This window comes from Kitasatospora sp. NPDC022856, assembly GCF_055561235.1.
Map to the genome: position 1 here is coordinate 116,138 of NZ_JBVHHE010000015.1, position 26,104 is coordinate 142,241.

The following is a 26,104-nucleotide window of genomic DNA, read 5'->3' on the forward strand; positions in this document are numbered from 1 at the left end:
CCATGCTCGGATACGAGGACGTCCTCCACGCGAACCCCGGCACGCTGTCCACCGCCGCGACGCAGTGGCGGGCGATGGCCGACCGGTTCCACACCATGGAGGGCAGCTTCGACCGCGACGTGCTCTCGGTGACCCGCGACGGCCTGTGGACGGGCGGCACGGCCGGTCTGGCCGACTTCCAACTGATGGCGACCAAGGGGCAGATCGTGGCCGCCCAGGTCGAGGCGAAGGCGATGGCCTCACTGCTCGACGACGCGCGGACGGACTTCGAGGCCGCGCAGAAGCAGGTCCGCGACGCCGCGGACGGCGCGGTCAAGGCCGGCTTCAAGGTGACCGGCACCGGCGTCGCCGTGCTCGATCCCAGCACGCTCGACCCGGGCACGCTCAACGACCTCCACCACGACGCCGACACCCAGCGGGCCTACCAGGAGGCCGCGGGAAAGTGGACGCAGGCCATCGAGGCCGGCCTCCAGCGGGCCACCGACGCCGACCAGCGCGCCGCCCGCGCCCTGCGCAGCGCCTCGAAGGCCGGCAGCTTCGACAACTCCTTCAACGGCTCGGCGCTGGGCGGCGGCGACCAGGCGGACGCGCAGCGCGCCGCCGACCTCGCCACCCGGATCGACAGTCTGAACGGCGACGAGCGGGCCCAGCTGGCGAACCTGATGAAGGCCAACGCGGACAGCCCCGAGTTCTCCCGGACACTGCTGGACACGCTCGGCCCCGACGGCACCCTGAAGCTCGCGGAGAAGCTCAACGACCCGGGCAAGGACGACGGGAAGAAGGGCAGCTACCCCGGTCTGCAGACCGACCTCACCCGGGCCATCGCCTCCGCCACCCAGGACCCGAGCACCGAGTTCTACCAGAAGTGGCGGGCCGGCCTGCGGGAGAACGGCACCAGGAACTTCGGCTCCAACACCGAGCCGGTCTACGGGTACCAGATCCTCGGCACCCTGATGGGCAAGGGCGACGCGAAGTACTCCACGCCCTTCCTCACCGACCTAGGCGACGACATCATCGCCGCCGAGAAGAAGCAGCCGGGCCTGTGGAGCTACCGGGCGTCGCACGACGGCACCTCGCTCGGCGCCGACCCGCTGGACGAGCTGCTCGGCGTCATGGGCCGTCAGCCCGAGGCCGCGACCTCCTTCCTGGACCCGGGCGCGGACGGCTCCAACCAGCGGCTGCACTACCTGCTGAAGGACCGGGACTGGCCGCAGGGCTACCTCACCGGCTACACCGGCGAGATGAAGATGCCCGACCCGCTCTCCCAGAGCGGCCTGGCCGCCGCCGTCGAGGCCGCCGCCACCGGCGAGCGGGCCGGTACCGCGCACGACGGCAAGCACACCGAGGCCCAGGCCCGCGTCATGCACGACACCATCGTCACCATGGACGAGGGCCACGGCGGCGACAAGATCAAGGACACCCTGCGCCGGCCGCTCGCCAACGCCCTCGCCGACTACGTCGGCGACACCCACGAGCTGCTCAACGGCCGCAACGACGTCTACAACGGCCACACCGGCCACGACTCGGTGTGGAAGGACGGCGACACCACCCGGATGGCCGTCGGACAGGACAGCCTGGTCCGGTTCATGCGCGGCCTCTCCGACGATCCGGCCGCCTACGGTACCCTGCACCGCGCCGAGACGGGCCGGATCGACCAGGAGCTCGCCGCCATCGGCCCCAACCCCACCGAGGCCCAGATGAAGGACCCGATGGGCAAGGGCGCGGCGGCGCTCGGGGTCTTCGACGCGATCCGCGCCGACGCGGACCTGGACATGCGCGACGACAAGAACGCCCAGGCGGACTGGAAGGCCAAGGTCCTCTACCACACCATCGGCGCCCCGATCACCCCGATCGCACCGCTCGGCGACGCCGCCCAGCGCCTGGTCGACACCTGGACGTACGAGGTCAGCCTGGAGGAGAAGGACCGCAACAACAGCGAGGCCAACGCGAAGGTGTCGGACACCTACCTCGGTGCCAACCGCCAGATGTCCGACATGGTCGGCATCTGGGCCAGGGACCGCGGCATGGACCCGGACGGCCCGACCGTCAACTCCCTCCAGGACGACATGCTCAACAGCCGCAACCGCAGCAACGACGTCGCCGGCCGCTACCTCGGCCGGGGCAACGCCTGATGGCAGCAACGCCCGGGGCCCGCCGCACCGCGGCCGCCGCCACCGCCCTGGTGGCGGCGGCCGCGGTCGGCACCGGGCTCTGGTGGACGCTCGGGCGCGACGACCCCGACCGGGACTGCGCGGGCCTGCGCACGGACGCCCGCGTCCGGACCGTCCTCGGTGACACCTGGCGGTCCGACCTGCCGTGCGGCGAACTCGCCGCCGGGCTCCGCCGCGCCACCGTCGGGACGCGGCCCGGCGCCCACACCCTCGGGCAGGCCCACGCGATGCGCACGGTCGTGCTGGCGGTCGCCGACTCCGCCGGCCACCGGGTGCACCCGGACGTGCGCGGCCCGCTCGCCGAGGCCCTCGCCGACTACGCGGCCGACACGCACACGGTGCTCACCGGCGTCAGCAACACCGCGATGGCGCACGACGGCCCGGACGACGACGCCTGGCAGGACGACCGGGGGGTGCACTTCGCCGTCCGCGAGGACCAGTTGATCGAGGTCCTGCGCGGCCTCGCCGAGAGCCCGGCGGCCTACGCCGGCCTGCGCGGGGCGGACCTGCGGCAGGGCGCGGCGGGCCTGGCCGCCGTCCCGGCCGACCCGTCGCCGGCCGCGATCGAGGACCCGCTGGCACGCGCCGCCGCACCCGCCGGGGTCTTCGACGGGATCGCCGACGACGTCCTGCGCGGGCGCTCCGGCGCCGCCCGGACCGCCTGGCAGGAGGGGGTGCTCCAGGGCCTGGCCCCCGCCGGGGCGCCACCCGCGTTCGGCGACGCCCCTGCCGAGTACCTCGCCCGGACCTGGCTGGGTCGGCTCGCGGAGCCCGCGCCCACCGCGCGGGAGCGGTTCGCCCGCCTCGACGACCAGGCCAACGGTCTCCTGGGCCTCTGGGCCGACGCCACCCACCAGGACGGGGCCGGGATCGGTCTGCCCGCGCTCCGGGACCGGGCCCGCGCGTCCACCGACCGCGAACGGGGCGCCGCGGCCGGACAGCTCAAGCAGGAGGCCTGACCGGCGCCGCCCCGACCGCCTAGGCCGGCCGGGGGCGCTGTTCCTCGTGGCCGCAGAGCCAGGCGAGCGCCTGGTAGGCGCCGAGGGCGTAGTCGGCGTCGTCCCGCAGCGGCTCGCTCACCCGGACGGCCGCGGCCTGGCATTCGGCCAGGAGCTGTGCCCGGCACGGCCCTCCGGCGGCGCCGAGCGGGGCCGCCGCGGTCACCGGGGCGCCGGGCTGGGCGCCGGCGGCCCAGCGGTAGGCGCCGAGTACTCCGTGTTCGAAACCGGTCCACGGTTGCGGCGATCGGTTGGCTTCCTCGATCGCCTCGAACACCTCGTCCAGCCCCCGCACCCCCACGGCCGGGATCGTCGTTTCGTCACTGGTCATGACCGCAACCTACGTCCGACGGCGCCCGGTCGCCCGCCGAGGACGCCCGGCGGCGCGGTCCGGCCCACCGGGACCGGGTGTCCGTTCCCCTGGCGGTACGGGGGACGGCGGGCCGCGCACGCGGCCGGCGGCGTTGGGCCGTGGGAGGGGTCCGGCCCGCCCCGGGCAGCGCCCGACCCGTGGCGGCTCAGCCCGAGGTGGCGACCCGGTCCCGCCACCACCGCAGCGTCGCCGCGACCTGCTCGTCGACGGGGGTGGCCCGCACCGCGAACTCGGCCTCGTAGGCGCTCGCGTCGACGACGAACGGGCGGTCGAACTGGTAGCGGGTCTCCTTCAGCTCCCGGACCAGCGGGGAGAAGAGTGCCGCCACCCCCAGCACGGCCGGCGCCAGCCTGCGCACCGCGACCGGCCCCGTTCCCGCCCCGGCGGCGAGGCGGTCGACCATCTCCCGGGCGGACCGCGCGGGCGCCGTCGGGACGTGCCAGGCCCGCCCCCAGGCGCGTTCCTCGCCCGCGACTTCGACCAGCGCCCGGGCCACGTCGGGCAGGTAGCTCCAGCTGTGCGGGGCGTCCGGATCCCCCAGCGTGGAGACCGGCTTGCCGCGCAGCACGCGCGGCACGACCCGCCCGGCCAGGTGCCCGCCGTCGGTCACGCCGGGCCCGAAGAAGTCCGAGGCCCGCACCTCGACCGCCCGGATCCGGCCCTGCTCGTGCAGTCGGCGCGCCTGCTCCCACAGCGCGGCGCGCACCCGGCCCTTGGGCCCGGTGGCCGCGAGCTGCAGCCGCTCGGTCAGCGGGCCCGCCACCGGGCCGTAGCCGTAGAGGTTCCCGAGCATGACCAGCACGGCGCCGCTCGCCTCGGCCGCCGCGCAGGCCGAGGAGGCCAGCGGCGGCCAGTCCCGCACCCAGTGGTGGTACGGCGGCGCGGCGCAACTGTGGATCGCGGCCGCGCCCTTCGACAGCTCGGTCAGCCGGGCGCTGTCGGCCGCGTCCGCCGCGACGTGCTCGATCCCCGGTTCCGGGCTGCGGCCCGACCTGGTGACCACCCGTACGGTATGCCCCTGCTCGGCCAGCAGCCTGGCGGTGGCGGCCCCGGCGGGCCCGAATCCCATGACGACATGAAGGCTCACCCACGCACCCTAGCGCGACCGCACGGTGTCCTTTCGGCCGTCGGTCCGCGCTCCGGCGCCCGGAGTTGGCCGCCCGGCGCTCCTGGGGGACCGGCTCAGGCCGGGCCGGGCGGCGCGTCGATCGCCAGCACCTCGGCGGTGGCCGGGCCCGCAGGCGTGTCGTAGGAGACGGCTTCCCCGGTGCGGCGGCCGAGCAGCGCATGGCCGAGCGGGCTGTCGTAGGTCACCAGGGTCTGCTCGAACTCGTTGGCGAGCTCGCCGATCTGGAACGTCTCCTCGCCGCCGTCGGCGAACCGGAGGGTCACGGTGCTGCCCACCCCGATGACGCCGGGCGGAGCGGCGGGGGCCGTGGCCGCCTCGCTCAGTCGCGCGGTGATCCCGGCGATCCGGGCGTCCAGCCGGGCCGTCTCGGTGACGCGCTGCAACTCGTCGGCCTGGTCGGCCAGATCGCCGGCGGTATCGGTGCCGGTGCCTTTCAGGGTCGCCGCGACGGCGTCGCGTTCGATCCGCAGCTGCGCGAGCTCCTGTTCGAGGGCCTCACGGGCCTCGGGGCTGATGGGCTCGGGGACACCGGTCATTCCTGCTCCCGTGGTGTGGCGGGACAGAACAAATCGCCCTGAAGCGGGTATTTCCGAGCATAGCAAGGACCCTTCGGGCCGGTCGCCCCGGCTGCGCTCCCGGTAGGGCGACCGACCGGCCCCGTGTCCGGCCGGTCACCCCCGGGGCCGGTCAGTCGCCGGCCGTGGTGGGGCGGTGGTGGACGTACTCGACCACCGTGCCGTCGGGGTGGCGGACGTTGAACCCGGCACCGGTGGGAACGTCCCGGAGCGGGACGACGATCTCCGCCCCCTCGGCGAGCAGCCGCTCGTAGTAGGGGCGGACGTCGTCCACCAGCAGCGTGCCGCTGGTGTCCCGGTACGGCGCCAACTCGCCCTCCTCGCCCGCGATCAGCAGGAACGCGCCGACGGTCGCCAGCCGCAGGGCGCCGAAGTCGAAGCCGGAGTCGGCCGTCACCGCCTGCAGCCGCTCGTAGAAGGCGACGGCGCCGTCCAGGCCGTCCGGTTCGAGGAAGACCCGGATCAGGACACGGGGCTCGGCGAGGTGGGAGGAGTCGTTCTGCCGGCGCCACACCCGGGGCGTCCGCTGCTCAGCTGTCATACCGTCAGCCTCGCCCGTCCCGGGCGGTGGTGGCAGCCCACCGTTCATGGGGTGAGTCGCACTCATAGGATCAGCCCATGGACGAGTCGCTACGCCGAGAGCTCGGTGCCCATCTGCGCGCGGCCCGGGCCTCGATCGCCCCGCAGGACGTCGGCCTCGGCGCCGGCGGCCGGCGCCGCTCCCCCGGGCTGCGCCGCGAGGAGGTCGCCACCCTCGCCGGGGTCAGCGTGGCCTGGTACACCTGGCTGGAACAGGGCCGGGTGAGCACCTCGCGACAGGTGGTCGACGCCGTCTGCCGGGCGCTGCGAATGGATCCGGTCGCCCACCGGCACGCCCTGGCGCTGGCCGGGTTCCTACCCCCTCCCCCGCGCGCCGGGCAGTGGGCGGCGGCCGTCCCCGGCCCGGACACGCTGGCGCTCGTCGACAGCTGGCACGCCACCCCGGCGCTGGTACTGGACGAGCGCTTCGACGTCCTCGCCGCCAACGCGGCCCACCGGCGCCTGTGGAGGCCCCTGGAGGAGGCCCCGGCCGAGGAGCGCAATCTGCTGCTGCACCTCGCCGCGGGCCCACCCGGACGCCACCGGATCACGGCCGGCCCCGCCCACGGGAGCGGCCCCGGCGGACAGGCGCTGCTGCGCGGCCTCTACGAGCAGTTCCGGGCCGCCACCGCCCACGTCCCCGACGACCCCCGGTCCGCGGAGATCGTCCGCCGGCTGCACGCGCTGCGGCCGGACGCCGCGCACTGGTGGCAGTGCCGCGCCGTCGCGGACTTCCGGCCGAGCACGGTCGAGGTGACGGACACCGGGCGCCCGGACCGGGTGCTGCGGCTGACCTTCTCGCTGCTGCGGCCGGCGGCCGACACCGGGGTGCTGCTGCTCACCCAGCACCCGGCCGACGCCACCGGAGCCGCCCTGCTCGCCCGGCTCGCGGCGTGCGCCGATCGGGCTGACGCGGCGTCAACCCATTTGTAGGCAGAGCATGGTGTCCGACGAACCCGGCCCGGGCACGCGGGTTCGGCCGCCGCCGCGGGTGGAACACCCCCCAAGGGATTTCCGGTGGAGGGAACAGCGCCATGGGCCTCTTGCACACCGCCTGCACGGTGGCCGTTCCGCTCCTCGCGATGTGGTCCGTCCTGCGCGTGTGGTTCCGCGGCGACGCCGTGGTCGCGGACTCGCTCGCCGCGTACTGCTGGTCGGCCGTCGGCATCACGCTCGGCCGGACGGCCGGTCCGTGGTGGCTGCCGGCCGTCTGCTGGACCACCGCGGGCGCCACCCTGCTGTCGCACCTGATCTCGCTGCTGAGGCTGCTGTTCGAGAAACCGCTGGTCCGGGTCGACCCGGCACGCTTCCGGGAGAGGCTGCTGGAGATCTGCGGGACGGAGACCGGACCGGAGGCCTTCCTGGTCGGCGTGGACCCGGACGGCACGGTCGTGGTCCGGGGCCTGGAGGCGGCCGGAGTGCCGCGCCACCGGCACCGGCCGGGCCCCGGCTGCGCCACCTGCTACCTGGAGGAGTTCGTCCGCGAGCTCGCCGTCAACGGCACGGACGCGGTGGACCGCTACCGCGGCCTGCTGAAGCGCCGCGCCAACCGGCTCTTCCTGCTGCGGCGCGGCGTGATCGACAACCGGTGGACGACGGAGCTCCGGCAGGTGCCCGGCTTCAGGACGCCGTTCGAGTACTCTCCGTGCGCCGTCCACCGCCTCTGACGGCGCTCCGCACACCCCCGGTCACACCGAAGCGGCCGTTCGAGACCGGCGCCGCGGTGGCACCGGTCTCGAACGGCCCCGGCAGCGGGTCCGCGGAGCGGAGGCGCTCAGGGAAGCAGCTTGTCCAGGGCGGCGGGGCCCTCCGCCGCCAGCTTCCGCTCCGCCCACGCGAGGGTCTCCGGGGTGATGTCGCGCCCGGAGGCCAGCACCAGGTCCTCGGGGGTGACCTCACCGCCGGCGCCGGTGTGCAGCAGGGCGTCCGGCGTGACCTCGCCGGGCCACTGAATCGAATCGGGTCGGTCGTTCATACCGCCTCCTAGTTCGTTCACTGCCTCCATCCTGGCGCCTGGAGGGCGAAAACGGACAGCCGTACGGGGTACGCGGGGCCAGATGGTGGAACCGGCCGCGCGCTCGGCCCGCGCGGGGGTGGCACCGGGAGCGCGCCGGAACCCGGACAATGACGGGATGAGCAGCGCACACCAGCAACCCCGTGGCCTCACCTCACTGATCCCGCAGTCACGGGCCACCACGGCCAGTGAACGGGCCGCCGCCCAGCTCCTGCACCTGCGCGAGACCTCGCTGCCGGTGCCGGTGGTCGCGGCCGCCGCCGAACTGATCGCCGACCGCCTGGACGACCCGGATCCGGTCACCCGCGAGGTCGCCGCCGCCGTCCACAGCCGCCTGCTCGCCGCCCTGGCGGACATCGCGCCCGGCCGGTGAGCCCGCCCGGCGACCGGGGGCCGCTCAGCGGGTGCCGACGGCATCCAGGACGCGCAGCGCCCGGTCGGGCAGCTCGACCGAGGCCGCCGCGATGTTCTCGCGCAGGTGCGCCACCGAGGAGGTCCCGGGGATGAGCAGGATGTTCGGGGAGCGCCGCAGCAACCAGGCCAGCGCCACCTGCCGGGCCGTGACGCCCAGGTCACGGGCGACGTCCTCCAGGGCGTCGACCTGGAGCGGGCGGAAGCCGCCCAGCGGGTAGTAGGGCACGTAGGCGATGCCCTGCTCGGCGCACCGGTCGACCAGGTCGTCGTCCCCGCGCAGGGCGACGTTGTAGTGGTTCTGCACACAGGCCACCGGGGCGATGTCGCGAGCCGCCCGGACCTGCTCGGCGCCGACGTTGCTGACCCCGAGGTGGCGGATCAGGCCCTGCTCGCGCAGTTCGGCGAGGACGGCGAACGGCCCGGCGAGGTCGGCGGCGGCCCGGGTGTCGGTCATCCGCAGATTGACCAGGTGCAGCGCCGGTACGTCCAGCCGCCGGAGGTTGTCGTGGACGGCCCGGACCAGCTCGTCGCGGGACAGGGCGGCGGGCCAGGCCCGGTCCGGGGTGCGGCGGGCGCCGACCTTGGTGGCGATGCACAGGTGCTCCGGGTACGGGTGGAGGGCCTCCCGGATCAGGTCGTTGACCACGTGCGGGCCGTAGTAGTCGCTGGTGTCGAGGTGCGTGATCCCGGCCTCGACGGCGGCGCGCAGGACGGCGAGGGCGGCGTCCCGGTCCCGGGGCGGCCCCCACACCTTCGGGCCCGCCAGCTGCATCGCGCCGTAGCCGAGCCGGGTGAGGGCCAGCCCACCGATCTTCCAACTGCCCGCCGCGGCCGGGGCGGTCGTCTCTGAGGTCATGGCCGGATGATCTCCGGGCCGTACACTGGGCCGCCAACGATTAAGGGATGTCCGAATCCTGAGGAGGCCGCGTGCACGCGGAACTGGCGTTCTCGGCCGCCGACCTGGCCCTGGTGCGGTTCGCCGTCTCGCCGATGTGGGAGGTGGGCACCAGCTACCGGCTGCTGGCCTCCGGCGCCGCGCACCCCGTGCACCAGCCGTGGATCCAGCAGGTCCGGCCGCGGGTCACCGCCGCGGGCCTGGACCGGGGGCTGCTCGCCGAGCTGGTGCCGCGCGCCGGCTACGTCGCCGACTTCCTCAACCCGGCGCCCGCCGGGCCCGCGCCCACCCTGGCGCAGGAGCTGGCCGGGATCCGCTCCACGCCCCCGTCCCGGGTGCACCAGGACCTCGAACGCCTGCGGGGCGAACAAGGCTCCCCCGGCCCCCGGCTGCGGGCCCTCCAGGCCTCCCCGCCGGCCCAGCTGGAGCGGCTGGCGGAGGAGATCGAGACGTACTGGGAGCTCGCCCTGGCCCCCTACTGGGCGCGGATCCGGGCGGTGCTCGACGCCGATGTCTTCCACCGGGCCCGCCAGGTCGCCGAGCACGGCACCGGGCGACTCCTCAACGAACTCCACCCCTCGGCGAGTTGGGACGACAACGCGCTGCGGATCGCCCGCCGGCGGCGGACGCTGTCCCGGCAGGGCGCCGGCGACGGGCTGCTGCTGATTCCCTCGGCGTTCACCGGGCCGCACCTGCTCACCCGGCTGATGCCGCCGGAGCCGCCCCAACTCGCCTATCCGGCCCGCGGCATCGGCGCCCTGTGGGAGTCCCGGCCGGCCCCGGCGGCGAACGCCCTGGCCGCCGTCCTCGGCCGCTCCCGGACCAGGCTGCTGACCGAACTGGACTCTCCGGCGTCCACCACCGAACTAGCCCGCCGCACCGGGCTCTCCCCGGCCGGGGTGTCGCAGTACCTCACCGCGCTGCGCGACGCCGGCCTGGTCAGCGCCCACCGGGCCGGCCGCTCGGTGCTCTACGCCCGTACCTCCGTCGCCGAAGCCGTGCTGGCGGCACCCCGGCCCTGAGGGCGCCGGCCGAGGGGGCTTGACCGGTCGTCACCCGTCCTGGGACTGCAAGTTCGAGACCTCCCAGCTGCAGGGCGGCCCGCACCTGAGGGTCGACGCCTCCTGCAAGCACGTCTACGCCCGGGACATCTACGCCTACGCGGGGAACTTCGCGCCCGGCTACGCCACCCCGCAGAACGTCATCGCCTGGGCCGGCATCGCCAGCGCCCTGGAGAACGTCCTGATCGCCAACGGCCCGGTCGCCACCGTCAGTTCCGGGGTCGACCTCTTCTCCGGCCCCGGCACGGTCGCCGTCCTGCGTGACGTGGTCGGCCTCTACGGCACCAGGCCGACCGGCCACCACGTGTCCTACGAGAGCTCCAGTTCGGGCGAGTTCCGGGTCGAGAACACCTACGGGAGCACCACCCAGGCCGGTGCCGGCGTCAGCCAGTCCGGCGGCACCCTCCCGACGAAGCACGCGCCGAACCCGCCGCTGCGCCCGGTCGCCGGCCCGGTCGGCGACGCGAGCTTCACCCGGCCGCCGGCCGACGGGACGCTCGCCGTGGACACCGCGTCGAAGCGGCTGTACGTGCGGGTGGACGGCACCTGGCTCTGGTCACCGCTCAACCCGTAGCCGGGCACCCGGCCCGACACCGCGCCCGCGCGGTGTCAGGCCGCGCCGGTGCCGCCCTCGGAGACGGCGGCGGTGTCCACGACCGGCGCGGGGTCCGCGGTGACCCGGGTGCCGGGGTGCAGCAGCGCGCAGACGAAGGCGACCGCGAGCGCGGCCGCCATGCCGTAGAGCACGGGCCCGTTCGCCTCGGCGAAGTCCTGCCGGATCGCGTCCAGCAGCGTGGCGCCGACGCCGTTCGGCGCCTGCGAGCCCGAGCCGTGGCCGGTGATGCCCTTGGTGACGGTGTCGGCGACGCCGGGCGCGGCGTCCACCGGGACGCCGTTGGCGACCAGCGTGCTCCGCACGTTCCTGGTGGTGCTGTGCAGCAGGACGGTGCCCAGCACCGCCAGGCCCAGGCTCGCGGAGTAGTTGCGCACCGTCTGGGTGATCCCGGTGACCTCGCCGTACGAGGCGTTGATCGAGCGGTTGACGGCGTCCGTCGAGGCGGGGGTCAGCAGCAGCCCGATCCCCGCGCCCGCCAGGACGATGTACGGCCACTGCGCGCCGAGCGACAGGTCGGTGATCCTCGAGGCCCAGAGCGCGAAGCCGACCGCGGACACCGCCGTGCCCAGCAGCATCGGCGGGCGTGCGCCGCGCCGGTCCAGCATCCGCCCGCCGATCTGCGAGCCGGGGGCGAACCCGGCGAAGAAGACCAGCAGGTGGAGACCCGCCTCGTTGGGCGTCTGGTCCAGCGCCACCTGCGCGTAGACGGAGGCGAAGAAGAACACCGGGACGAAGGCGATCATCGCGAAGAAGAGCACGGCGTTGTCCGCCGCGAAGGCCCGGTCGGCGAAGACCCGCATCTTGATCAGCGGGTGCTCGGTGCGCAGCTCCAGCGCGACGAACACCACCAGGACGACCAGCCCGCCGACGATGCACAGCCAGGTCGCCCAGCTGCCCCAGCCCCAGGCCGCCGCCTGCTGGAGGCCGAGCACGCTCAGACCCATCCCGACGGCCACCAGCGCGGCGCCCGGCCAGTCGACCGGCTCGCGGCGGGGGTGGTTGCGGATGCCGGCGAGTACGGTCAGGACCACCGCGACGACCGCGACCGGCACGTTGACCCAGAAGATCGCCCGCCAGGTCCAGCTGGTCAGCCAGCCGCCGAGGATCGGGCCGATCGCGGTCAGACCGCCCGCGACCCCGAAGAACAGCGCCAGCGCCCGGCCGCGCCGCTCGACCGGGAACACCTCCACCACCACGGCCAGCGCCGCCGGGAACATCAGCGCCGCGCCGAGGCCCTGCACCGCCCGGAAGCAGATCAGCCAGGTCTCGGCGGCACCGCCGGAGGGCACCGCGCCGCAGAGCGCCGAGGCGATCACGAAGGTGAGCGTCCCGATCAGCATCATCCGTTTGTGGCCGAGGACGTCCGCCAGCCGGCCGCCGAGGGCGAAGAAGGCCGCGAGGGAGAGCAGGTAGGCGTTGACCACCCACTGCATCCCGACGGCCGACAGGCCCAGTTCGCGAATGATGTCGGGCGCGGCGATCGAGACGATCGTCTGGTCGATGAAGGTCATCGAGACCGCGAAGAGCATGGCCGCGAGCGTCAGCGACTGGCTCGCCGCGACCGGCGCGGACTCCTTCGGGGTGCGGTCGGGCCGCGGTGTACCCATCCGTCGCGTCCTTCCGTTCCTCCGGGGCCTCGGGGGCCTCCGGGTCCTCCGGTGGGTCCTCCGGTGAGCTCTTCGGGCCCTCCGGGCTCGGCGCCCGGAGGGCCCGAGCCCGCGATCCCACGGTCGACACCCCCCTGCGACCGGTCCCGCATGGCGTTCCCCGCGGTGGCCGCGTACCCGCGGCTCGGTGGCGGAGACGGCGCGAGACCACCGGCGGCCCCTCGCCGGGCCACCGGTGGCCGCTCAGGAAGTGCTCAGCACTGGGGCCGACGGCCGTGATTGGCCCCGCGCTTGGCTCGTGCCTTCTTCTTGCGACGTCGCTTCGACGACATGGCCACTCCTCTCCCGACGGGGTGCGCTGACCCCGGATTCCACCGTGGCACATCGGGCCGCGACGGGCCTCCGGAGCGCGTACGGGAGGGGGATCGGTGAGCGTGGAGGCCGCGCCGGCCGCCCGGGCCCGGCGCGGCCTCCGCGCGTCGGCCCGCACACCGGAGCGGCCGACGGACCGAGTCGAACCTCCACTGTTCAGTGCTTTTGACTGCTCATCAGATATCTTGCTCACGCCCTCCGGAGCGCGCCGTGGCATCGCGGATACGGCCGCGCCCGGCCCGGGCGAACGGGCGGAACCGCGCGGGCGGGGAGTGGTCCGGGACTGCCGGGGGCCGGCCCCGACGACCGGGGCCGGCCCCAGGCGGTCAGAACGCCGAGGTGTAGGCGGTGAGGAACGGCGCCGACACCGGCGATCCGGCGGCGTTGAAGCAGATCGTGTAGAGCTTCACCGTGCCGGCGCTGCGGGCCCACGGCAGGGCCAGCCCGCACCAGCCCGGGCCGGGGCCGTACGCCGTGGCGTGCGCGGTGTCCGAGGGGACGGCCACCCCGGGCAGAGTGATGGTGAACGGGACCGAACCGGCCAGCGTGTTGGTCGCGCCGCTGGAGTTGAAGTTCGTCGCCGCGGGGACCCCGCCGTTGAACCAGAGGTAGCCGAACGACTTCGGCGGGAACGCCGGCCCGTGCAGGGCGCGCTTGAGGGAGTAGCTCAGCGTCCACCGGGTGTCGTACGGCGCGCCCGCCGCGTTGAAGCAGCTGACCACCACGGTCTGACCGGACGCCGCCGGCGCCCAGTCGGCCACCTTGCAGCGCGCGCCCTGGACCGCGTCGACCGCGGTGACCTCGATGTTCCCGGCAGCGGTGGACAGGCCCAGACCGGGAAGCCAGGCCTTCCAGATCCCGGTCGAGCCGTGACTCACCGTGTTGACCGCGCCGGCGGAGTTGTACTGCGCGAGCACCGCCCCCGAGATGTCCGAGAAGGTGTAGCCGTAGGAGCCGCCGGCCGGCGACGGGGTCCCGCTGCTGGTGGTGTAGAGCACGGTGAACAGCGTGTTGTCGGGGGCGCCGCCCGGCCGGTAGCAGTTCACCGCGACGTCCTGCCCGGTGCCCGCCGTGGACCAGCCCTTGATCTGGCACCAGTTGCCGGTACGGCCGACGGCGGTGGCGTGGGCGATGCCGCCCGGGCCGGCGATGAACGGGAAGTGCACGAGGTAGGAGCCGACCGCGAGCTGGTCGACCTTGACGGGGTTGCTCGCCGGGGAGGGCCAGCTGCCCCACTGCCGGGTGGGGTCGGGAACGTACCCGGCGGGCGGGGTCGGGTTGTCGAGGAACGCGAAGCCCCAGCGGTCCGGCACGGCGGCCCGGGCGGGGCCGGCCGTCGGCAGGGCGACCGCCACCACGGCGGCCAGCGTGGTCAGAACGAGCAGGACGGCGCGGACGGGTCTGAACGACGGTGCGACAGTGCGGGCATGCATGGGCGTACTCCCTGGGTGGTGAGGAGGGGTGTGCGGCCTGCGTCGGTGCAGCCTGCGCTACGAGCCCGCTCCCGGTCCCCGGGGCGGGCCGTGGCCGACGGGACGCACCGGTGCCCGGAGAGCCCGGTGGTGTCCGACGTCGGCCGACGCTGTCGGGGTCAGGCCGACGGCGCCTCACATCGTAGGAGCGCACCGGCCGCAGGCCCAGGCCTCTGGCATGTCCCGGACGGCGGTTGTCGGCCGTTCGCCGGACCGCCCCACCCGCCCCGGCGGCGCCCGCCGGACGCTCCGCCCCCACCGGCCGGTGGCCACCGGCACCCGGAACCTCACGGCCGGTCGGCCGCCCCGGCCGTACCACACCGCCCGCGCCGCGGCGGTGACCGGAACGCGGCCCGGTGTGGGGGCGGGCGGGCCCGTACGGCGGGCCGGCGCGCCCGACCCCGGAGGCCCGCCGCGGAGTGCGACCGCCACCCATCCGGCCTATGGTCGGTGTACGGGGGCACGGCAGGGCGAGCGGTCCGCTGCTCCCGGAGACGACGTGCCGGCCCCTCCCGGCGAAGGAGATGGCCCGGTATGACCAGCGCATCCGAAACCCCCGTGCTCGACACCCTGGCCGCCATGACGCTCGACTCGGTCGAGCGGTGCGGCCTGCCGATGGACACCTTCCTCCTCACCCGGATCGCGGCGCTCGTCGCGATGGACGCACCACCGATGTCCTACCTGGCCCACATCGGCGCCGCCGACGGAGCCGAGCTGACGGCCGCACAGCTCCAGGACGTGCTGGTCGCCATCGCGCCGATCGTGGGCACCGCCCGCGTGATGTCGGCGGCCGGGCACATCGCGGAGGCCCTCGGCATGGCCATCGCGGTGGCCGAGACCGACATCGCGGCGGGCGGCTGACACCCTTCCCTCCACCGGCGGGCGGCGTGCCGCGAGGCCGGCGCCCAGCCGCGACCACCCGAACCGGGTGGCCGGTCGACACCGTCCGGGCACCCGGTGACCGGACGCCCCGCGCCCGGGCGCGCCGGGAGCGTCGTGCCCGGTGCCGGGCGAAGACCGAGGAGACGCGCAGCATGGCGTCCCGTTCCCTCCTGAGTGCCCGCTGGTCCGCCCGGGCGGCCCTGGCCTGTGTGCTGGGCGCGGTGGCCGTGCTGGTGGGCACGGTCGGCGCCGGCGGCATCCTGGTGCTCGCCGTCGGGCTGGCCGGGCTGGCGCTCACGGCGGCCGGGACGTGGTGGGTGGTCTCCCACCACGGGGTCGTCCGGCTGGCGGGCGCCCTGCTCGTGGTCGCGGCGCCCGCGGCCGTCGTGGTGGGCTATGCCCGGGCCGGGCTCTGGCCGGTGGCGCTGGCCGCGCTCGCCCTGTGGGCGGTCGCCGCGGCGTTCGCGCGGTCGGCGTTGCGCGCGGCCCGGCCCTTCCACGGCATGCGGGCGGTGGCCCGCGCGCTCCCCCGGCACCCCGTGCTGATCATGAACCCGAGGTCCGGCGGCGGCAAGGTCGACCGGTTCGCCCTGGTGGAGCGGGCCGAGGCCCTGGGCGCCCGGGTCGTCCTGCTGGACACCGCGACCCACGTGGACGTCGCCGAACTCGCCCGCCGGGCCGTCGCGGAGGGCGCGGACCTGCTCGGCGTGGCCGGCGGCGACGGCACCCAGGCCACGGTGGCCGAGGTCGCCGCCGAGCACGACCTGCCGTTCCTGGTGATCTCGGCGGGGACGCGCAACCACTTCGCCATGGACCTCGGCCTGGACCGCGACGACCCGGCCCGCTGCCTGGACGCGCTGACCGACGGGGTGGAGCTGCGGGTCGACCTGGGCACCGTGGGCGGCCGGGCCTTCGTCAACACGGCCTCGTTCGGCGCCTACGCCGAGATCGTGCAGACCCCGCAGTACCGCGACGCCAAGGCCGGCTCGGCCCTCGGCGCCCTCCCCGACCTCCTCCTCGGCCACTCCGGGCACGCCCTGGAGGCGGTGCTGGCGGACGGCACCCGGCTGACGGGACAGCAGGCGCTGCTGGTCAGCAACAACCCGTACACGGCTCCCGAACCGACCGTGGTGGGCAACCGCCGGCCGCGGCTGGACCGGGCGACGCTGGGGGTGGTGGGGATCCGGGTGGGCAACGCGTCGCAGGCCGCCGCCGTGGCGCTGCGGGGCAGCCGGGCGGCGGGCCTGCGCGTCCTGACCGCGCCCCGGGTGGTGGTCGACGCCGATGCCGGGCGGATCTCGGTCGCCGTGGACGGGGAGGCGCTGCGGCTCCCGACCCCGGTCACCTGCGCCGTCCGGCCCGGTGCGCTGCGGGTGCTGGTGCCGCGCGACCGCCCGGGGGCCCCGCCGGCCCGGCCGGCCATGGACTGGCGCGAGGTCGCGGCCCTCGCCCTGGGCCGCCGGCCCCCGTCGGGGTGACGGGGCGCCTGGAGACGGGGGCGCGCGACGGTGGGGCGCGTCGGAGCGCCCGCGCGCCGGTCGCGGACTTCGACCGCCCTGCGCGGGTTCCGGTCGCGCCGGGACCACCGGACCGGCGCGCCTCCGATCACCGGCGGCGTACGCCGGTCCGCCCGGACCGTCCGGGCAACGACGCTTCGGGGGAACGGCCTTGACGGTCCACCGGGGCCGGCGTCCACCGCGCATCACCTGCCGAAGTCCCTCCGCACGGCCCGTCGAAGGCCCCTCGCAGACCTCGGCCTAGCACGAACTCGCCACGCTGCGGGGGGATTTCCCGGGGATACCCCTCACATGAGCGAACCCCGCCCGGGCCACGGTACGGCGGGCCCGGGACAGGGCAAGTGTGGTGCCTGTGCTCAGCCGGCCGGCCCGATCCGGCCGGCGTCCGGGTTCCGCGGAACGTGCGACAGAGCCACACCGAATCGGCTATAAAACACTGTTACTGATCTTTCGTCAGAAATGTCCCGGAGTTCCGGTTGTCCCGACCCCGGGCCGGGTCCCGGCGCGCACCCTTCGCGCCGGGGCCGCCCGGCCGGGTGCGGGCGCCGGTCCGCCCACGGTCCGGCGCCGCCGGAGCCGGCCCCCGCCCACTCTCCCCACTCCTTCGAGCGCTTGAGGATGCTGATGCTTCGTGCTGGATCGTCACCCGGAGGCCGACGCCCGGCTCCCGTTCTCGTGTGGCTGGTGCCCACGGTCGTGACGGCGGGCGCCGCTGTCGTCGCCGCGCTGGTGGTCTCCACCGGCGCCCGCGCGGGGGTCCTCTGGTCCGGAGCGGTGGGCACCGCGGCGGTGGCGGTGGTGGCGGCCGAGACGGCCCGCCGGGGCCGCGCCCTCGCCGCCCTGCGCGAACGGTTCGCCCTCCAGGAGAACGAGCTGCGCCGCCGGCTGGCCCGGCAGGAGGCCGAGACCCTCCGGCTCGCCCAGACGACCATGCCCGAGGCCATCGCCCGGCTCCGGCGCGGCACCTCGACCGACGAGATCGTGCGGTCGTACGAGCCCCAGGACACCGGCACCGGCCCGCAGTTCCACGCCGCCCGGCTGGCGGTGCTGCGCAGCATCCTGGAGATCGTCGACACCGAGGAGGGCATGCGCGAGGCCACCCAGCGGGCCTTCGTCAACATCGCCCGCCGCGTTCAGGCGATCGTGCACCGGCAGGCCCAGGAGCTGCGCCAGATGGAGGACCGGCACGGCAACGACCCGGCGGTCTTCGAGGACCTGCTGCGCCTGGACCACGGCAACGCCCTGATCGGCCGCCTCGCCGACAGCATCGCCGTCCTCGGCGGCGCCCGCCCCGGTCGCCAGTGGCGCAGGGCGGTCCCGCTGTACAGCGTGCTGCGCGGTGGCATGTCGCGCATCCTCGACTACCGCCGGGTGGAACTGCACCCGGTCTCCCAGGTCGCCGTGGTCGGACCGGCCGTCGAGCCGCTCATCCACGCGGTCGCCGAGCTGCTCGACAACGCCACCCGCTACTCCCCGCCGCAGACCAGCGTGCACCTGACCGCCGTCGAGGTGCAGACCGGCATAGCGATCGAGATCGAGGACGGCGGCCTCAGCCTGAGCGAGGAGGGCCGGGCCCGCGCCGAGCGGATGCTCCTGGAGGCGCAGGCCGGCATCGACCTCAACGACCTCGGGGAGACCCCCCGGCTCGGCCTGGCCGTGGTCGGACGGCTCGCGCAGGCCTACGGGTTCCAGATCTCGCTGCGGCCCTCCGCCTACGGCGGGGTGCGCGCGGTGCTGATCGTGCCGCAGGAGCTGATCACCACCGCCCCCGCCACCGGCCGGGCCCACGGCATCGGTGCCGCCGCGAACCCCCTGCCGGCGCCGGACACCGCGCCCCGGCCCTCGGAGCGGACGCGTCCGGTGTCCGTCTCGCGGCCCTGGGGTTCGCGGACCGTCGCCACCGCCTCGCAGCCGTTCCCTGTCGGCGACGACGTGCCGGTGGTGACCGAGCGGACCGCGAACGGCCTGCCCCAGCGCCGCCGCCACGCCGCGCCCTACCGACGGGGCGCGGCCGAATCCCCCCGGATCGCCCCGGCCCCCCGGGCCCCGGAGCCCGCGCCGGCCCCGGCCCAGGCGCCGGCCCAGCCCGGTATGTGGCTGGCCGCGTTCACCGAGGGGGTGAACGGCCACACGCCGTCCACCGACACGGCCGGCCCCACCAGCGAAGAGTCGTCAGGGAAGAGCGAGCAGTGATTCAGCAGCGGAGCAACATGGACTGGATGCTCAAGGATCTGGCGGAGAGCGTCCCGTACACCCGGCACGTCGTCGTCCTCTCCGCCGACGGTCTGCGGATGGCCCAGCACGGCACCGACAACGACACCGCCGACCGGCTCGCCGCCGCCTGCGCCGGCCTGCAGAGCCTCGCCGCCGCGGTCGGGCACGAGTTCCCGCACAGCGACGGCCGGATGCGGCTGGTCGTGATCGAGATGGGCGGCGGCTTCTTCTACCTGATGGCGGCCGGCGCCCGCGCCTACCTCGCCGTGCTCGCCGACGAGGGCGTCGACGCCGGGCTGATGGGCCAGCGGATGCGCGACCTGGTCGCCCGGATCGGCGAGCACCTCACCACACCGGCGCGCAACGGCGGGCAGGTCGCGTGAGTGCGACCGACCAGGACTGGGACGACGGAGAAGCCGAACGCCTCTACGTGATCACGCGCGGCCGCGGCGGACCGGCCGAGCAGACCACGTTCGACCTGGTCACCCTGATCGTCTCCCGGGCACAGCCGACTCCCTCGATGCAGCCGGAGCACGCGGCGATCCTGCGGATCTGCGGCTCGCCCCTGTCGGTGGCCGAGATCTCCGCCTATCTGCGACTGCCGATGAGCGCGGTCACCGTCCTCCTGGCGGACCTCCTCGCCGAGGAGCTGATCGAGGCCCGGATGCGGGTCCCCCAGGCCATCCTTCCCGAACGCGCCCTGCTGGAGGCGGTGATACATGGACTTCAGAGACTCTGAGACGGCCCTGGGCCCGCAGCGCGCCGACCTCCTGCCGGCCTCGGCCACCACGGCGGTCAAGGTGGTGATCGTGGGGGGCTTCGGGGTCGGCAAGACGACCCTGGTCGGCTCCGTGAGCGAGATCCGCCCGCTGACGACCGAGGAGACGATGACGCAGGCCGGAGCCGACGTCGACGACACGGCCGGGATCGAGCGCAAGACCTCGACCACGGTCGCGATGGACTTCGGCCGGATCAGCATCAACGAGGAACTGGTGCTGTACGTGTTCGGCACCCCCGGGCAGGAGCGGTTCTGGTTCCTCTGGAACGGCCTGTTCGAGGGTGCGCTCGGCGCGGTCGTGCTCGTCGACACCCGTCGGCTCGAAGTCAGCTTCGAGGTCATCGGACGGCTGGAGGACCGTGGCGTGCCGTTCGTCGTCGCGGCCAACACCTTCCCCGAGTCGCCGAGTTACCCCGTCGAGGAGCTGCGGGCGGCGCTCGACCTGCCGCCCGAGGTGCCGATCGTGGACTGCGACGCCCGCACCCGCGAGTCCAGCCGTGACGTGCTCCTCGCCCTGATGCGCTACCTGTACGACCGCCCGGCGCCCTAGGGGGCACGGCCCGGCCACCGCGCTCCCCGGCCGGAGCCCGGGCCGTGCCCCCGCCGCCCTTCACACTCCCCCCGCCCGCGACGGCCGCCTCCGAGTGGCCGCCCCGCCCCGACCCCGGAGCCACCGTGACCTCCCCGTTCCCTGAGGACGCCCTGCCCACCCCGCCGCCCGGCTGCCCCGCGCACGGCCTCGCCACCGGCGGTTCCGGTACCGGCGGCCTGGGCGCCGGCGGCCTCCGGCGGCTCTACGGGCCCGAGGCCGAGGCCGACCCGGCGGGCCTGTACGAGAAGCTGCGCGCCGAACACGGCGAGGTGGCACCGGTCCTGCTGCACGGCGACCTCCCGGCCTGGCTGATCGTCGGCCACTCCGCGAACCTCATCGCGATGCGCACGCCCTCCCGGTTCTCCCGGGACTCCCGCCGCTGGTCGGCCTTCCAGGACGGGCTGGTCTCCCCGGACTCGCCGCTGATGCCGGTGATCGCCTGGCAGCCGCTCTGCGTGTTCGCCGACGGCGAGGAGCACAAGCGCCTGCGCGGCGCCGTCACCGACGGGCTGAACAGCTTCGACCGGCGCGGGGTGCGGCGCCACGTCACCCGCTTCACCGACCAGCTCGTCCAGGAGTTCGGCCCCACCGGCCGGGCCGAGCTGGTCACCCAGTTCGCCGAGCACCTGCCGATGCTCGTGATGACCCAACTGGTCGGCATGCCGGAGGAGTACGGCCCGCACCTGGTCTCCGCCGCCCGCGACCTGATGAAGGGCACCGAGACGGCCATCGCGAGCAACGACTACGTCGTCGCGACGCTGCGCCGGATGATGGAGCGCAAGCGGGTCTCCCCCGGCCCCGACCTGGTGTCCCGGCTGATGCAGCACGAGGCCGGGCTCACCGACGACGAGGTCCTCGAACACCTGCGGGTCGTCCTGCTCGCCGCGAACGAGACGACCGTCAACCTGATCGCGGACACCCTCAAGATGGTCCTCACCGACCAGCGGTTCCGCACCCACCTGTCCGGCGGCCACATGACCCTGGCCGACGCCCTGGACCAGGTGCTCTGGGACGCGGCGCCGATGTCGCTGGTCGCGGGCCGCTGGGCGACCGGCGACACCGAACTCGGCGGGCAGCAGATCAAGGCCGGCGACATGCTCCTGCTCGGCCTCGCGGCCGGCAACTCCGACCCTGCCATCCGCCCCGACCTGGCCACGCCCCTCCACGGGAACCGCTCCCACCTGGCCTTCGGCGCCGGTCCGCACGAGTGCCCCGGCCAGGACATCGGCCGGGCCATCGCCGAGACGGGGATCGACATCCTGCTCACCCGCCTGCCGGACCTCCGCCTCGCGGTCGAGGAGGAGGAGCTGAGCTGGACGTCGGCCTGGATCTCGCGCCACCTGTCCGCCCTGCCCGTCGAGTTCACCCCGAGGACGCCCGAGGGCGAGCGGCGGGCCCCGACCGGCACGCTGCCGCCGCCGCGCAGCGTTCCCTCCACACCGCCGCCCGCCACGCCGCAGGCCGTCGGGGCACAGGCCACCGCGTCGCAGGCCGTCGGGGTCGAGCCGGCCGGTCCGGCCGTCGCCGAGGACGCGCTCGCAGCCGCCGTCACCGTGCCCCGGCCGCGGCGCTCCTGGTGGGACGCGCTGACCCGGTGGTTCCGGCCCTGAGCCGCTCCGGTCCCTGAGCGGGGCCCGGCTCCGGGCTTCCGGCTCTGAGCCGGGCCCCGCTCCCCGGTCCGGCTCAGGCCTCGGCCTCGTCCAGGTCGACGGCGGCCGTGCCGTGCAGCACCCGCCCGGCCACCCGTGCCTCCTCCAGACTCCGGGTGAAGACCTCCATGCGCTCCCGCGGCTCCAGGGACATCAGTCCGGGCGGCCACGTTCCCGGCGGCACCACGAGGACGACGGCCCGGCCGCGCCCCTCGGCCGCCGACTCCCAGCCGGGCGAGACCTCGACCGGGGAGGCGGGCTCCCACACCTGCCGCCCGCCGACCAGGACCAGCCTGGCCAGCAGCGGGCCGCGCACCTCCAGCACCCCGGTGGTGTCCGGCGGGTCCCCCGCCGCCAGCGTGAACCCGCTGTCCACCAGGTTCTCGACGAGTTCGCCGTGCAGCGCGGCGCCGACCTCCACGATCACCTCGGCGAGCGGCGGCCCGTCGACCGTCTCCCGGATCGCCAGCGCCCACACCATCGGTGCCCGCTGCGGGCCCGTGCCGGCCTCATCGGACACCCGGCCCACCGCCCGCCCGCACGCGGCGCTCCGAGCCGAACGGACCGGCCGGGTGCGGCCGGTGACCTCCCGTCCGGGACGGGGCCGGCGCCCACCGGGCACGTTCGCCGGGAGTCACCTCGCGAGGGCCTGGGTGAACCGCACCAGGTTGCCGGCCGGATCGCGGAACCCGCAGTCGCGGACGCCGTAGGGCTGGTCCATCGGCTCCTGCAACACCTCCCCGCCGGCCGCGCTGACCCGCTCGAAGGCGGCGTCGCAGTCGTCCGTCGCGAAGATGACACCGCGCAGCAGCCCCTTGGCCATCAGCTCCGCCATGGCCTGCCGGTCCGCCGAGGAGGCGTTCGGGTCGGCGAGCGGCGGTTCGAGCACGATGTTCACGTCCGGCTGTGAGGGCGCGCCGACGGTCACCCAGCGCATCCCCTCGAACCCGACGTCGTTGCGCACCTCCAGGCCGAGCACGTCGCGGTAGAAGGCGATCGCCTTGTCGTGGTCGTCGACGGCGATGAAGCACTGCGAGAGCCTGATGTCCATGCCGCCCAGGCTACGACCGGGGGGCGGCGCCCGCTTCTCCGTTCCTGACCGGCCGCGTGTGGATCTTGGCGATGCAGGCCGGGACGGCGGCGCCGTCCTCGTGGTCACGGGCCCGGTAGCTGCTCGGGTTCTCGCCGACCAGCTCGGTGAAGCGGGTGCTGAACGAGCCGAGCGACGTACAGCCGACCGCGAAGCACACCTCGGTCACCGTGAGGTCGCCGCGGCGCAGCAGCGCCTTGGCCCGCTCGATGCGGCGGGTCATCAGGTAGCTGTAGGGCGTCTCGCCGAAGGCGGCGCGGAAGCTGCGGGAGAAGTGGCCCGAGGACATCAGGGCATCCCGGGCCAGGGCGGCGACGTCCAGTGGCTCGGCGTAGTCGCGGTCCATCCGGTCCCGGGCCCGCCGCAGCCGGACGAGGTCGTCGAGCTCTTGCCGCTTCACCCGGCCAGTCTCCCACAGCGCCCCGGACCGGGGGCGGGCGCGGACCCCACCGCCCGCCCGCGCGGACGCCGGGGTCCGCGCGGGCGGGCGGTGGGGGTCAGGCTCCGACGTAGGCGGCGAGGTGCTCGCCGGTCAGCGTCGAGCGGGCGGCCACCAGCTCGGCCGGGGTGCCCTCGAAGACGATCCGGCCGCCGTTGTGGCCGGCGCCGGGGCCGAGGTCGATGATCCAGTCGGCGTGGGCCATGACCGCCTGGTGGTGCTCGACGACGATGACCGACTTGCCGGCGTCGACGAGCCGGTCGAGCAGGCCGAGCAGCTGTTCGACGTCGGCGAGGTGGAGACCGGCGGTCGGCTCGTCGAGGACGTAGACGCCGCCCTTGTCCGCCATGTGGGTGGCCAGCTTGAGCCGCTGCCGCTCGCCGCCGGAGAGGGTGGTGAGCGGCTGGCCGAGGCTGAGGTAGCCGAGCCCGACGTCGGCCAGCCGGCCGAGGACGGCGTGCGCCGCCGGGGTGCGCGCCTCACCGGCGCCGAAGAACTCCTCCGCCTCCGTCACCGACATCGCGAGCACCTCGCTGATGTCGCGGCCGCCGAGCCGGTACTCCAGCACCGCCGCCTGGAACCGCTTGCCCTCGCACTCCTCGCAGGTGCTGGCGACGCCGGCCATCATCGCGAGGTCGGTGAAGACGACCCCGGCGCCGTTGCAGGTCGGGCAGGCTCCCTCGGAGTTGGCGCTGAACAGGGCCGGCTTCACCCCGTTGGCCTTGGCGAACGCCTTGCGGATCGGGTCGAGCAGCCCGGTGTACGTCGCGGGGTTGCTGCGCCGCGAGCCGCGGATCGGGCTCTGGTCGACCGAGACCACGCCCTGCTCGGCGCCCAGCGGGCCCTTGACCAGCGAGCCGTGCACGAGCGAGCTCTTGCCGGAGCCGGCGACACCGGTGACCACGGCCAGCACCCCGAGCGGGATGTCGACGTCGACGTCCCGCAGGTTGTTGGCCGTCGCGCCCCGGACCTCCAGCACGCCGGTGGGCTTGCGCACCTCCTCCTTGACGGCGGCCCGGTCGTCGAAGTGGCGGCCGGTGACGGTGCCGCTGGCCCGCAGCCCCTCGACGGTGCCCTCGAAGCAGACGGTGCCGCCCGCCGTGCCGGCGCCCGGGCCGAGGTCGACGATGTGGTCGGCGATCACGATCGTCTCCGGCTTGTGCTCCACCACGAGCACCGTGTTGCCCTTGTCCCGCAGCCGCAGCAGCAGGTCGTTCATCCGCTGGATGTCGTGCGGGTGCAGACCCGCGGTGGGCTCGTCGAAGACGTAGGTGGTGTCGGTGAGCGAGGAGCCGAGGTGACGGATCATCTTGACCCGCTGGGCCTCGCCGCCGGACAGCGTGCCGGACGCCCGGTCCAGCGCGAGGTAACCCAGACCGATCTCCACGAACGAGTCGAGGGTCTGCTTCAGCGCGGTGAGCAGGGGCGCCACCGACGGCTCCGTGAGGCCGCCGACCCAGACGGCCAGGTCGCTGATCTGCATCGCGCAGGCCTCGGCGATGCCGATCCGCCCGATCTTCGACGACCGGGCGCCCTCGCTGAGCCGGGTGCCCTCGCACTCGGGGCAGGTGGTGAAGGTGACCGCCCGCTCCACGAACGCCCGGATGTGCGGCTGCAGCGATTCCTTGTCCTTGGACAGGAAGGACTTCTGGATCTTGGGGATCAGGCCCTCGTAGGTGAGGTTCACCCCCTCGACCTTCACCTTGGTCGGCTCCCGGTAGAGGAAGTCCTGCATCTCCTTCTTGGTGAACTTCCGGATCGGCTTGTTCGGGTCGAGGAAACCGGACTCGGCGTAGACCCGCACCGTCCAGAAGCTGTCCGACTTCCACCCGGGGATGGTGAACGCGCCCTCGGCGAGCGACTTGGAGTCGTCGTAGAGCTGGGTGAGGTCGATGTCGGAGACGCTGCCCCGGCCCTCGCAGCGCGGGCACATGCCGCCGGTGCGCTGGAAGGTCGCCTTCACCGTCTTCTTGTCGCCGCGCTCGACGGTGATGGCCCCGCTGGCCCGGACGGAGGGCACGTTGAAGGCGTAGGCGCTCGGCGGGCCGATGTGCGGCTCGCCCAGCCGGCTGAAGAGGATGCGCAGCATCGCGTTGGCGTCGGTGGCGGTGCCGACCGTGGAGCGGGGGTCGCTGCCCATCCGCTGCTGGTCGACGATGATCGCGGTGGTCAGCCCTTCGAGGACGTCGACCTCGGGCCGCGCCAGCGTCGGCATGAAGCCCTGGACGAAGGCGCTGTAGGTCTCGTTGATCAGCCGCTGCGACTCCGCCGCGATCGTGCCGAACACCAGGGAGCTCTTGCCCGAGCCGGAGACACCGGTGAGCACCGTCAGCCGGCGCTTCGGGATCTCGACGCTGACGTCCTTGAGGTTGTTCACCCGCGCGCCGTGCACGCGGATCACGTCGTGGCTGTCGGCAGCGTGCGGCGCAGTCGGCTGCGCGTCCGTCCTCTTGGCCATGGCTGTCGTCTCTCCATCCGTCGTGCGGGCCGCCCTCGCGGGCTGTCTCGGCGGCACCGGCTCGATCCAACCAGGTCCCACCGACACTCTCGTGTCCCCGGCCGGGCCGGCGGACCTCGCCGATCCGGCCGTGTCGCCCGCGGGGTCGCGGAACCAGGCTAGGCACGAGCGGGCGGTCGCGGCTTCTCGGATCCTGATCGGTCCGGGTG

27 protein-coding genes are annotated in these 26,104 nt (G+C 74.7%); 14 read left to right on the forward strand and 13 right to left on the reverse strand.

The window, feature by feature from the left end; all coding sequences use genetic code 11:
* Positions 1 to 2: 2 nt before the first annotated feature.
* Positions 3 to 2,132 carry a hypothetical protein gene (locus ACZ34W_RS20620; protein ID WP_465606014.1) on the forward strand — a complete coding sequence of 710 codons (2,130 nt, stop codon included), beginning with the start codon at positions 3 to 5 and terminating at the stop codon, positions 2,130 to 2,132.
* Positions 2,132 to 3,130: a hypothetical protein gene (locus ACZ34W_RS20625; RefSeq protein ID WP_465606016.1), complete on the forward strand. Its 999-nt coding sequence runs from the start codon at positions 2,132 to 2,134 to the stop codon at positions 3,128 to 3,130. The genes ACZ34W_RS20620 and ACZ34W_RS20625 overlap by 1 nt, the downstream gene beginning before the upstream one ends.
* A 19-nt stretch (positions 3,131 to 3,149) precedes the next feature.
* On the opposite strand, the gene ACZ34W_RS20630 is transcribed toward ACZ34W_RS20625, so the two are convergent.
* From ACZ34W_RS20630 to ACZ34W_RS20645, 4 genes are all read right to left on the reverse strand, one after another.
* Positions 3,150 to 3,500, reverse strand: a complete 351-nt coding sequence (locus tag ACZ34W_RS20630; RefSeq protein ID WP_329485712.1) for a hypothetical protein — start codon at positions 3,498 to 3,500, stop codon at positions 3,150 to 3,152.
* Between the two features lie 187 nt (positions 3,501 to 3,687).
* On the reverse strand, positions 3,688 to 4,629 hold the full coding sequence (locus ACZ34W_RS20635) for an NAD-dependent epimerase/dehydratase family protein (RefSeq protein ID WP_465606018.1): 942 nt from the start codon (positions 4,627 to 4,629) through the stop codon (positions 3,688 to 3,690).
* 95 nt (positions 4,630 to 4,724) lie between these two features.
* Positions 4,725 to 5,207: a GreA/GreB family elongation factor gene (locus tag ACZ34W_RS20640; RefSeq protein WP_329485714.1), complete on the reverse strand. Its 483-nt coding sequence runs from the start codon at positions 5,205 to 5,207 to the stop codon at positions 4,725 to 4,727.
* A gap of 151 nt (positions 5,208 to 5,358) precedes the next feature.
* Entirely contained in the window at positions 5,359 to 5,787 is a 429-nt protein-coding gene (locus ACZ34W_RS20645; protein ID WP_359837849.1) for a VOC family protein, read from the reverse strand.
* Between the two features lie 77 nt (positions 5,788 to 5,864).
* Between ACZ34W_RS20645 and ACZ34W_RS20650 the strand changes: the two genes are divergently transcribed.
* The gene (locus ACZ34W_RS20650; protein WP_465606022.1) at positions 5,865 to 6,758 is read left to right on the forward strand and encodes a helix-turn-helix domain-containing protein; all 894 of its coding nucleotides are present in this window, start codon (positions 5,865 to 5,867) and stop codon (positions 6,756 to 6,758) included.
* A gap of 101 nt (positions 6,759 to 6,859) precedes the next feature.
* Positions 6,860 to 7,492, forward strand: coding sequence for a hypothetical protein (locus ACZ34W_RS20655; protein ID WP_465606024.1), 633 nt, complete (start codon positions 6,860 to 6,862; stop codon positions 7,490 to 7,492).
* Positions 7,493 to 7,599: 107 nt separating this feature from the next.
* Here ACZ34W_RS20655 and ACZ34W_RS20660 read toward each other — a convergent pair whose 3' ends face one another.
* The gene (locus tag ACZ34W_RS20660) at positions 7,600 to 7,800 is read right to left on the reverse strand and encodes a hypothetical protein (RefSeq protein ID WP_329485718.1); all 201 of its coding nucleotides are present in this window, start codon (positions 7,798 to 7,800) and stop codon (positions 7,600 to 7,602) included.
* Positions 7,801 to 7,957: 157 nt separating this feature from the next.
* Between ACZ34W_RS20660 and ACZ34W_RS20665 the strand changes: the two genes are divergently transcribed.
* The gene (locus ACZ34W_RS20665; RefSeq protein WP_329485719.1) at positions 7,958 to 8,212 is read left to right on the forward strand and encodes a hypothetical protein; all 255 of its coding nucleotides are present in this window, start codon (positions 7,958 to 7,960) and stop codon (positions 8,210 to 8,212) included.
* A 24-nt stretch (positions 8,213 to 8,236) separates the two neighbouring features.
* Here ACZ34W_RS20665 and ACZ34W_RS20670 read toward each other — a convergent pair whose 3' ends face one another.
* A complete protein-coding gene (locus ACZ34W_RS20670; protein ID WP_465606027.1) occupies positions 8,237 to 9,109 on the reverse strand; it encodes an oxidoreductase in 873 nt (290 codons plus the stop codon).
* A gap of 71 nt (positions 9,110 to 9,180) precedes the next feature.
* Between ACZ34W_RS20670 and ACZ34W_RS20675 the strand changes: the two genes are divergently transcribed.
* Complete coding sequence (locus tag ACZ34W_RS20675; RefSeq protein WP_465606029.1) at positions 9,181 to 10,170, forward strand: ArsR/SmtB family transcription factor; 990 nt, start codon at positions 9,181 to 9,183, stop codon at positions 10,168 to 10,170.
* Between the two features lie 19 nt (positions 10,171 to 10,189).
* Positions 10,190 to 10,783, forward strand: coding sequence for a hypothetical protein (locus tag ACZ34W_RS20680; protein WP_465606031.1), 594 nt, complete (start codon positions 10,190 to 10,192; stop codon positions 10,781 to 10,783).
* A 35-nt stretch (positions 10,784 to 10,818) separates the two neighbouring features.
* Here the strand turns inward: ACZ34W_RS20680 and ACZ34W_RS20685 are convergent, their stop codons facing one another.
* The 3 genes from ACZ34W_RS20685 to ACZ34W_RS20695 form a co-directional block, all read right to left on the reverse strand.
* A complete protein-coding gene (locus ACZ34W_RS20685) occupies positions 10,819 to 12,432 on the reverse strand; it encodes an MFS transporter (RefSeq protein ID WP_465606033.1) in 1,614 nt (537 codons plus the stop codon).
* Positions 12,433 to 12,686: 254 nt separating this feature from the next.
* The gene (locus tag ACZ34W_RS20690; protein ID WP_465606175.1) at positions 12,687 to 12,764 is read right to left on the reverse strand and encodes a 50S ribosomal protein bL37; all 78 of its coding nucleotides are present in this window, start codon (positions 12,762 to 12,764) and stop codon (positions 12,687 to 12,689) included.
* Positions 12,765 to 13,130: 366 nt separating this feature from the next.
* Positions 13,131 to 14,237: a hypothetical protein gene (locus ACZ34W_RS20695; protein WP_329485724.1), complete on the reverse strand. Its 1,107-nt coding sequence runs from the start codon at positions 14,235 to 14,237 to the stop codon at positions 13,131 to 13,133.
* A 573-nt stretch (positions 14,238 to 14,810) separates the two neighbouring features.
* Here ACZ34W_RS20695 and ACZ34W_RS20700 point away from each other — a divergent pair.
* From ACZ34W_RS20700 to ACZ34W_RS20730, 7 genes are all read left to right on the forward strand, one after another.
* Entirely contained in the window at positions 14,811 to 15,137 is a 327-nt protein-coding gene (locus ACZ34W_RS20700) for a carboxymuconolactone decarboxylase family protein (RefSeq protein ID WP_329485725.1), read from the forward strand.
* Between the two features lie 173 nt (positions 15,138 to 15,310).
* On the forward strand, positions 15,311 to 16,636 hold the full coding sequence (locus ACZ34W_RS20705) for a diacylglycerol/lipid kinase family protein (protein ID WP_465606036.1): 1,326 nt from the start codon (positions 15,311 to 15,313) through the stop codon (positions 16,634 to 16,636).
* Between the two features lie 663 nt (positions 16,637 to 17,299).
* A complete protein-coding gene (locus tag ACZ34W_RS20710) occupies positions 17,300 to 18,868 on the forward strand; it encodes a sensor histidine kinase (protein ID WP_329485728.1) in 1,569 nt (522 codons plus the stop codon).
* On the forward strand, positions 18,865 to 19,272 hold the full coding sequence (locus ACZ34W_RS20715; RefSeq protein WP_329485730.1) for a roadblock/LC7 domain-containing protein: 408 nt from the start codon (positions 18,865 to 18,867) through the stop codon (positions 19,270 to 19,272). Before ACZ34W_RS20710 ends, ACZ34W_RS20715 begins: the two co-directional genes overlap by 4 nt.
* Positions 19,269 to 19,628, forward strand: a complete 360-nt coding sequence (locus ACZ34W_RS20720) for a DUF742 domain-containing protein (protein WP_329485732.1) — start codon at positions 19,269 to 19,271, stop codon at positions 19,626 to 19,628. Before ACZ34W_RS20715 ends, ACZ34W_RS20720 begins: the two co-directional genes overlap by 4 nt.
* Positions 19,609 to 20,217: a GTP-binding protein gene (locus ACZ34W_RS20725; RefSeq protein ID WP_329485733.1), complete on the forward strand. Its 609-nt coding sequence runs from the start codon at positions 19,609 to 19,611 to the stop codon at positions 20,215 to 20,217. The genes ACZ34W_RS20720 and ACZ34W_RS20725 overlap by 20 nt, the downstream gene beginning before the upstream one ends.
* A gap of 125 nt (positions 20,218 to 20,342) precedes the next feature.
* Positions 20,343 to 21,869, forward strand: coding sequence for a cytochrome P450 (locus ACZ34W_RS20730; RefSeq protein ID WP_465606039.1), 1,527 nt, complete (start codon positions 20,343 to 20,345; stop codon positions 21,867 to 21,869).
* A gap of 73 nt (positions 21,870 to 21,942) precedes the next feature.
* Here ACZ34W_RS20730 and ACZ34W_RS20735 read toward each other — a convergent pair whose 3' ends face one another.
* The 4 genes from ACZ34W_RS20735 to ACZ34W_RS20750 form a co-directional block, all read right to left on the reverse strand.
* On the reverse strand, positions 21,943 to 22,428 hold the full coding sequence (locus ACZ34W_RS20735) for a hypothetical protein (protein WP_465606041.1): 486 nt from the start codon (positions 22,426 to 22,428) through the stop codon (positions 21,943 to 21,945).
* A 114-nt stretch (positions 22,429 to 22,542) separates the two neighbouring features.
* Positions 22,543 to 22,959, reverse strand: coding sequence for a VOC family protein (locus tag ACZ34W_RS20740; RefSeq protein ID WP_329485738.1), 417 nt, complete (start codon positions 22,957 to 22,959; stop codon positions 22,543 to 22,545).
* Positions 22,960 to 22,969: 10 nt separating this feature from the next.
* Positions 22,970 to 23,344 (reverse strand): helix-turn-helix transcriptional regulator, encoded by a 375-nt coding sequence (locus tag ACZ34W_RS20745; protein WP_329491999.1) that lies wholly within the window; start codon positions 23,342 to 23,344, stop codon positions 22,970 to 22,972.
* A gap of 151 nt (positions 23,345 to 23,495) precedes the next feature.
* Complete coding sequence (locus ACZ34W_RS20750) at positions 23,496 to 25,895, reverse strand: excinuclease ABC subunit UvrA (protein WP_329485739.1); 2,400 nt, start codon at positions 25,893 to 25,895, stop codon at positions 23,496 to 23,498.
* Positions 25,896 to 26,104 lie beyond the last annotated feature (209 nt).

Coding starts and splice junctions, on each gene's coding strand:
- ACZ34W_RS20685 (WP_465606033.1), bottom strand. CDS start 12,432: ATGGGTACACCGCGGCCCGACCGCACCCCGAAGGAGTCCGCGCCGGTC.
- ACZ34W_RS20745 (WP_329491999.1), bottom strand. CDS start 23,344: ATGGACCGCGACTACGCCGAGCCACTGGACGTCGCCGCCCTGGCCCGG.
- ACZ34W_RS20665 (WP_329485719.1), top strand. CDS start 7,958: ATGAGCAGCGCACACCAGCAACCCCGTGGCCTCACCTCACTGATCCCG.
- ACZ34W_RS20630 (WP_329485712.1), bottom strand. CDS start 3,500: ATGACCAGTGACGAAACGACGATCCCGGCCGTGGGGGTGCGGGGGCTG.
- ACZ34W_RS20640 (WP_329485714.1), bottom strand. CDS start 5,207: ATGACCGGTGTCCCCGAGCCCATCAGCCCCGAGGCCCGTGAGGCCCTC.
- ACZ34W_RS20705 (WP_465606036.1), top strand. CDS start 15,311: ATGGCGTCCCGTTCCCTCCTGAGTGCCCGCTGGTCCGCCCGGGCGGCC.
- ACZ34W_RS20695 (WP_329485724.1), bottom strand. CDS start 14,237: ATGCATGCCCGCACTGTCGCACCGTCGTTCAGACCCGTCCGCGCCGTC.
- ACZ34W_RS20650 (WP_465606022.1), top strand. CDS start 5,865: ATGGACGAGTCGCTACGCCGAGAGCTCGGTGCCCATCTGCGCGCGGCC.
- ACZ34W_RS20625 (WP_465606016.1), top strand. CDS start 2,132: ATGGCAGCAACGCCCGGGGCCCGCCGCACCGCGGCCGCCGCCACCGCC.
- ACZ34W_RS20750 (WP_329485739.1), bottom strand. CDS start 25,895: ATGGCCAAGAGGACGGACGCGCAGCCGACTGCGCCGCACGCTGCCGAC.
- ACZ34W_RS20655 (WP_465606024.1), top strand. CDS start 6,860: ATGGGCCTCTTGCACACCGCCTGCACGGTGGCCGTTCCGCTCCTCGCG.
- ACZ34W_RS20725 (WP_329485733.1), top strand. CDS start 19,609: ATGGACTTCAGAGACTCTGAGACGGCCCTGGGCCCGCAGCGCGCCGAC.
- ACZ34W_RS20710 (WP_329485728.1), top strand. CDS start 17,300: ATGCTTCGTGCTGGATCGTCACCCGGAGGCCGACGCCCGGCTCCCGTT.
- ACZ34W_RS20670 (WP_465606027.1), bottom strand. CDS start 9,109: ATGACCTCAGAGACGACCGCCCCGGCCGCGGCGGGCAGTTGGAAGATC.
- ACZ34W_RS20700 (WP_329485725.1), top strand. CDS start 14,811: ATGACCAGCGCATCCGAAACCCCCGTGCTCGACACCCTGGCCGCCATG.
- ACZ34W_RS20645 (WP_359837849.1), bottom strand. CDS start 5,787: ATGACAGCTGAGCAGCGGACGCCCCGGGTGTGGCGCCGGCAGAACGAC.
- ACZ34W_RS20740 (WP_329485738.1), bottom strand. CDS start 22,959: ATGGACATCAGGCTCTCGCAGTGCTTCATCGCCGTCGACGACCACGAC.
- ACZ34W_RS20620 (WP_465606014.1), top strand. CDS start 3: ATGCTCGGATACGAGGACGTCCTCCACGCGAACCCCGGCACGCTGTCC.
- ACZ34W_RS20690 (WP_465606175.1), bottom strand. CDS start 12,764: ATGTCGTCGAAGCGACGTCGCAAGAAGAAGGCACGAGCCAAGCGCGGG.
- ACZ34W_RS20660 (WP_329485718.1), bottom strand. CDS start 7,800: ATGAACGACCGACCCGATTCGATTCAGTGGCCCGGCGAGGTCACGCCG.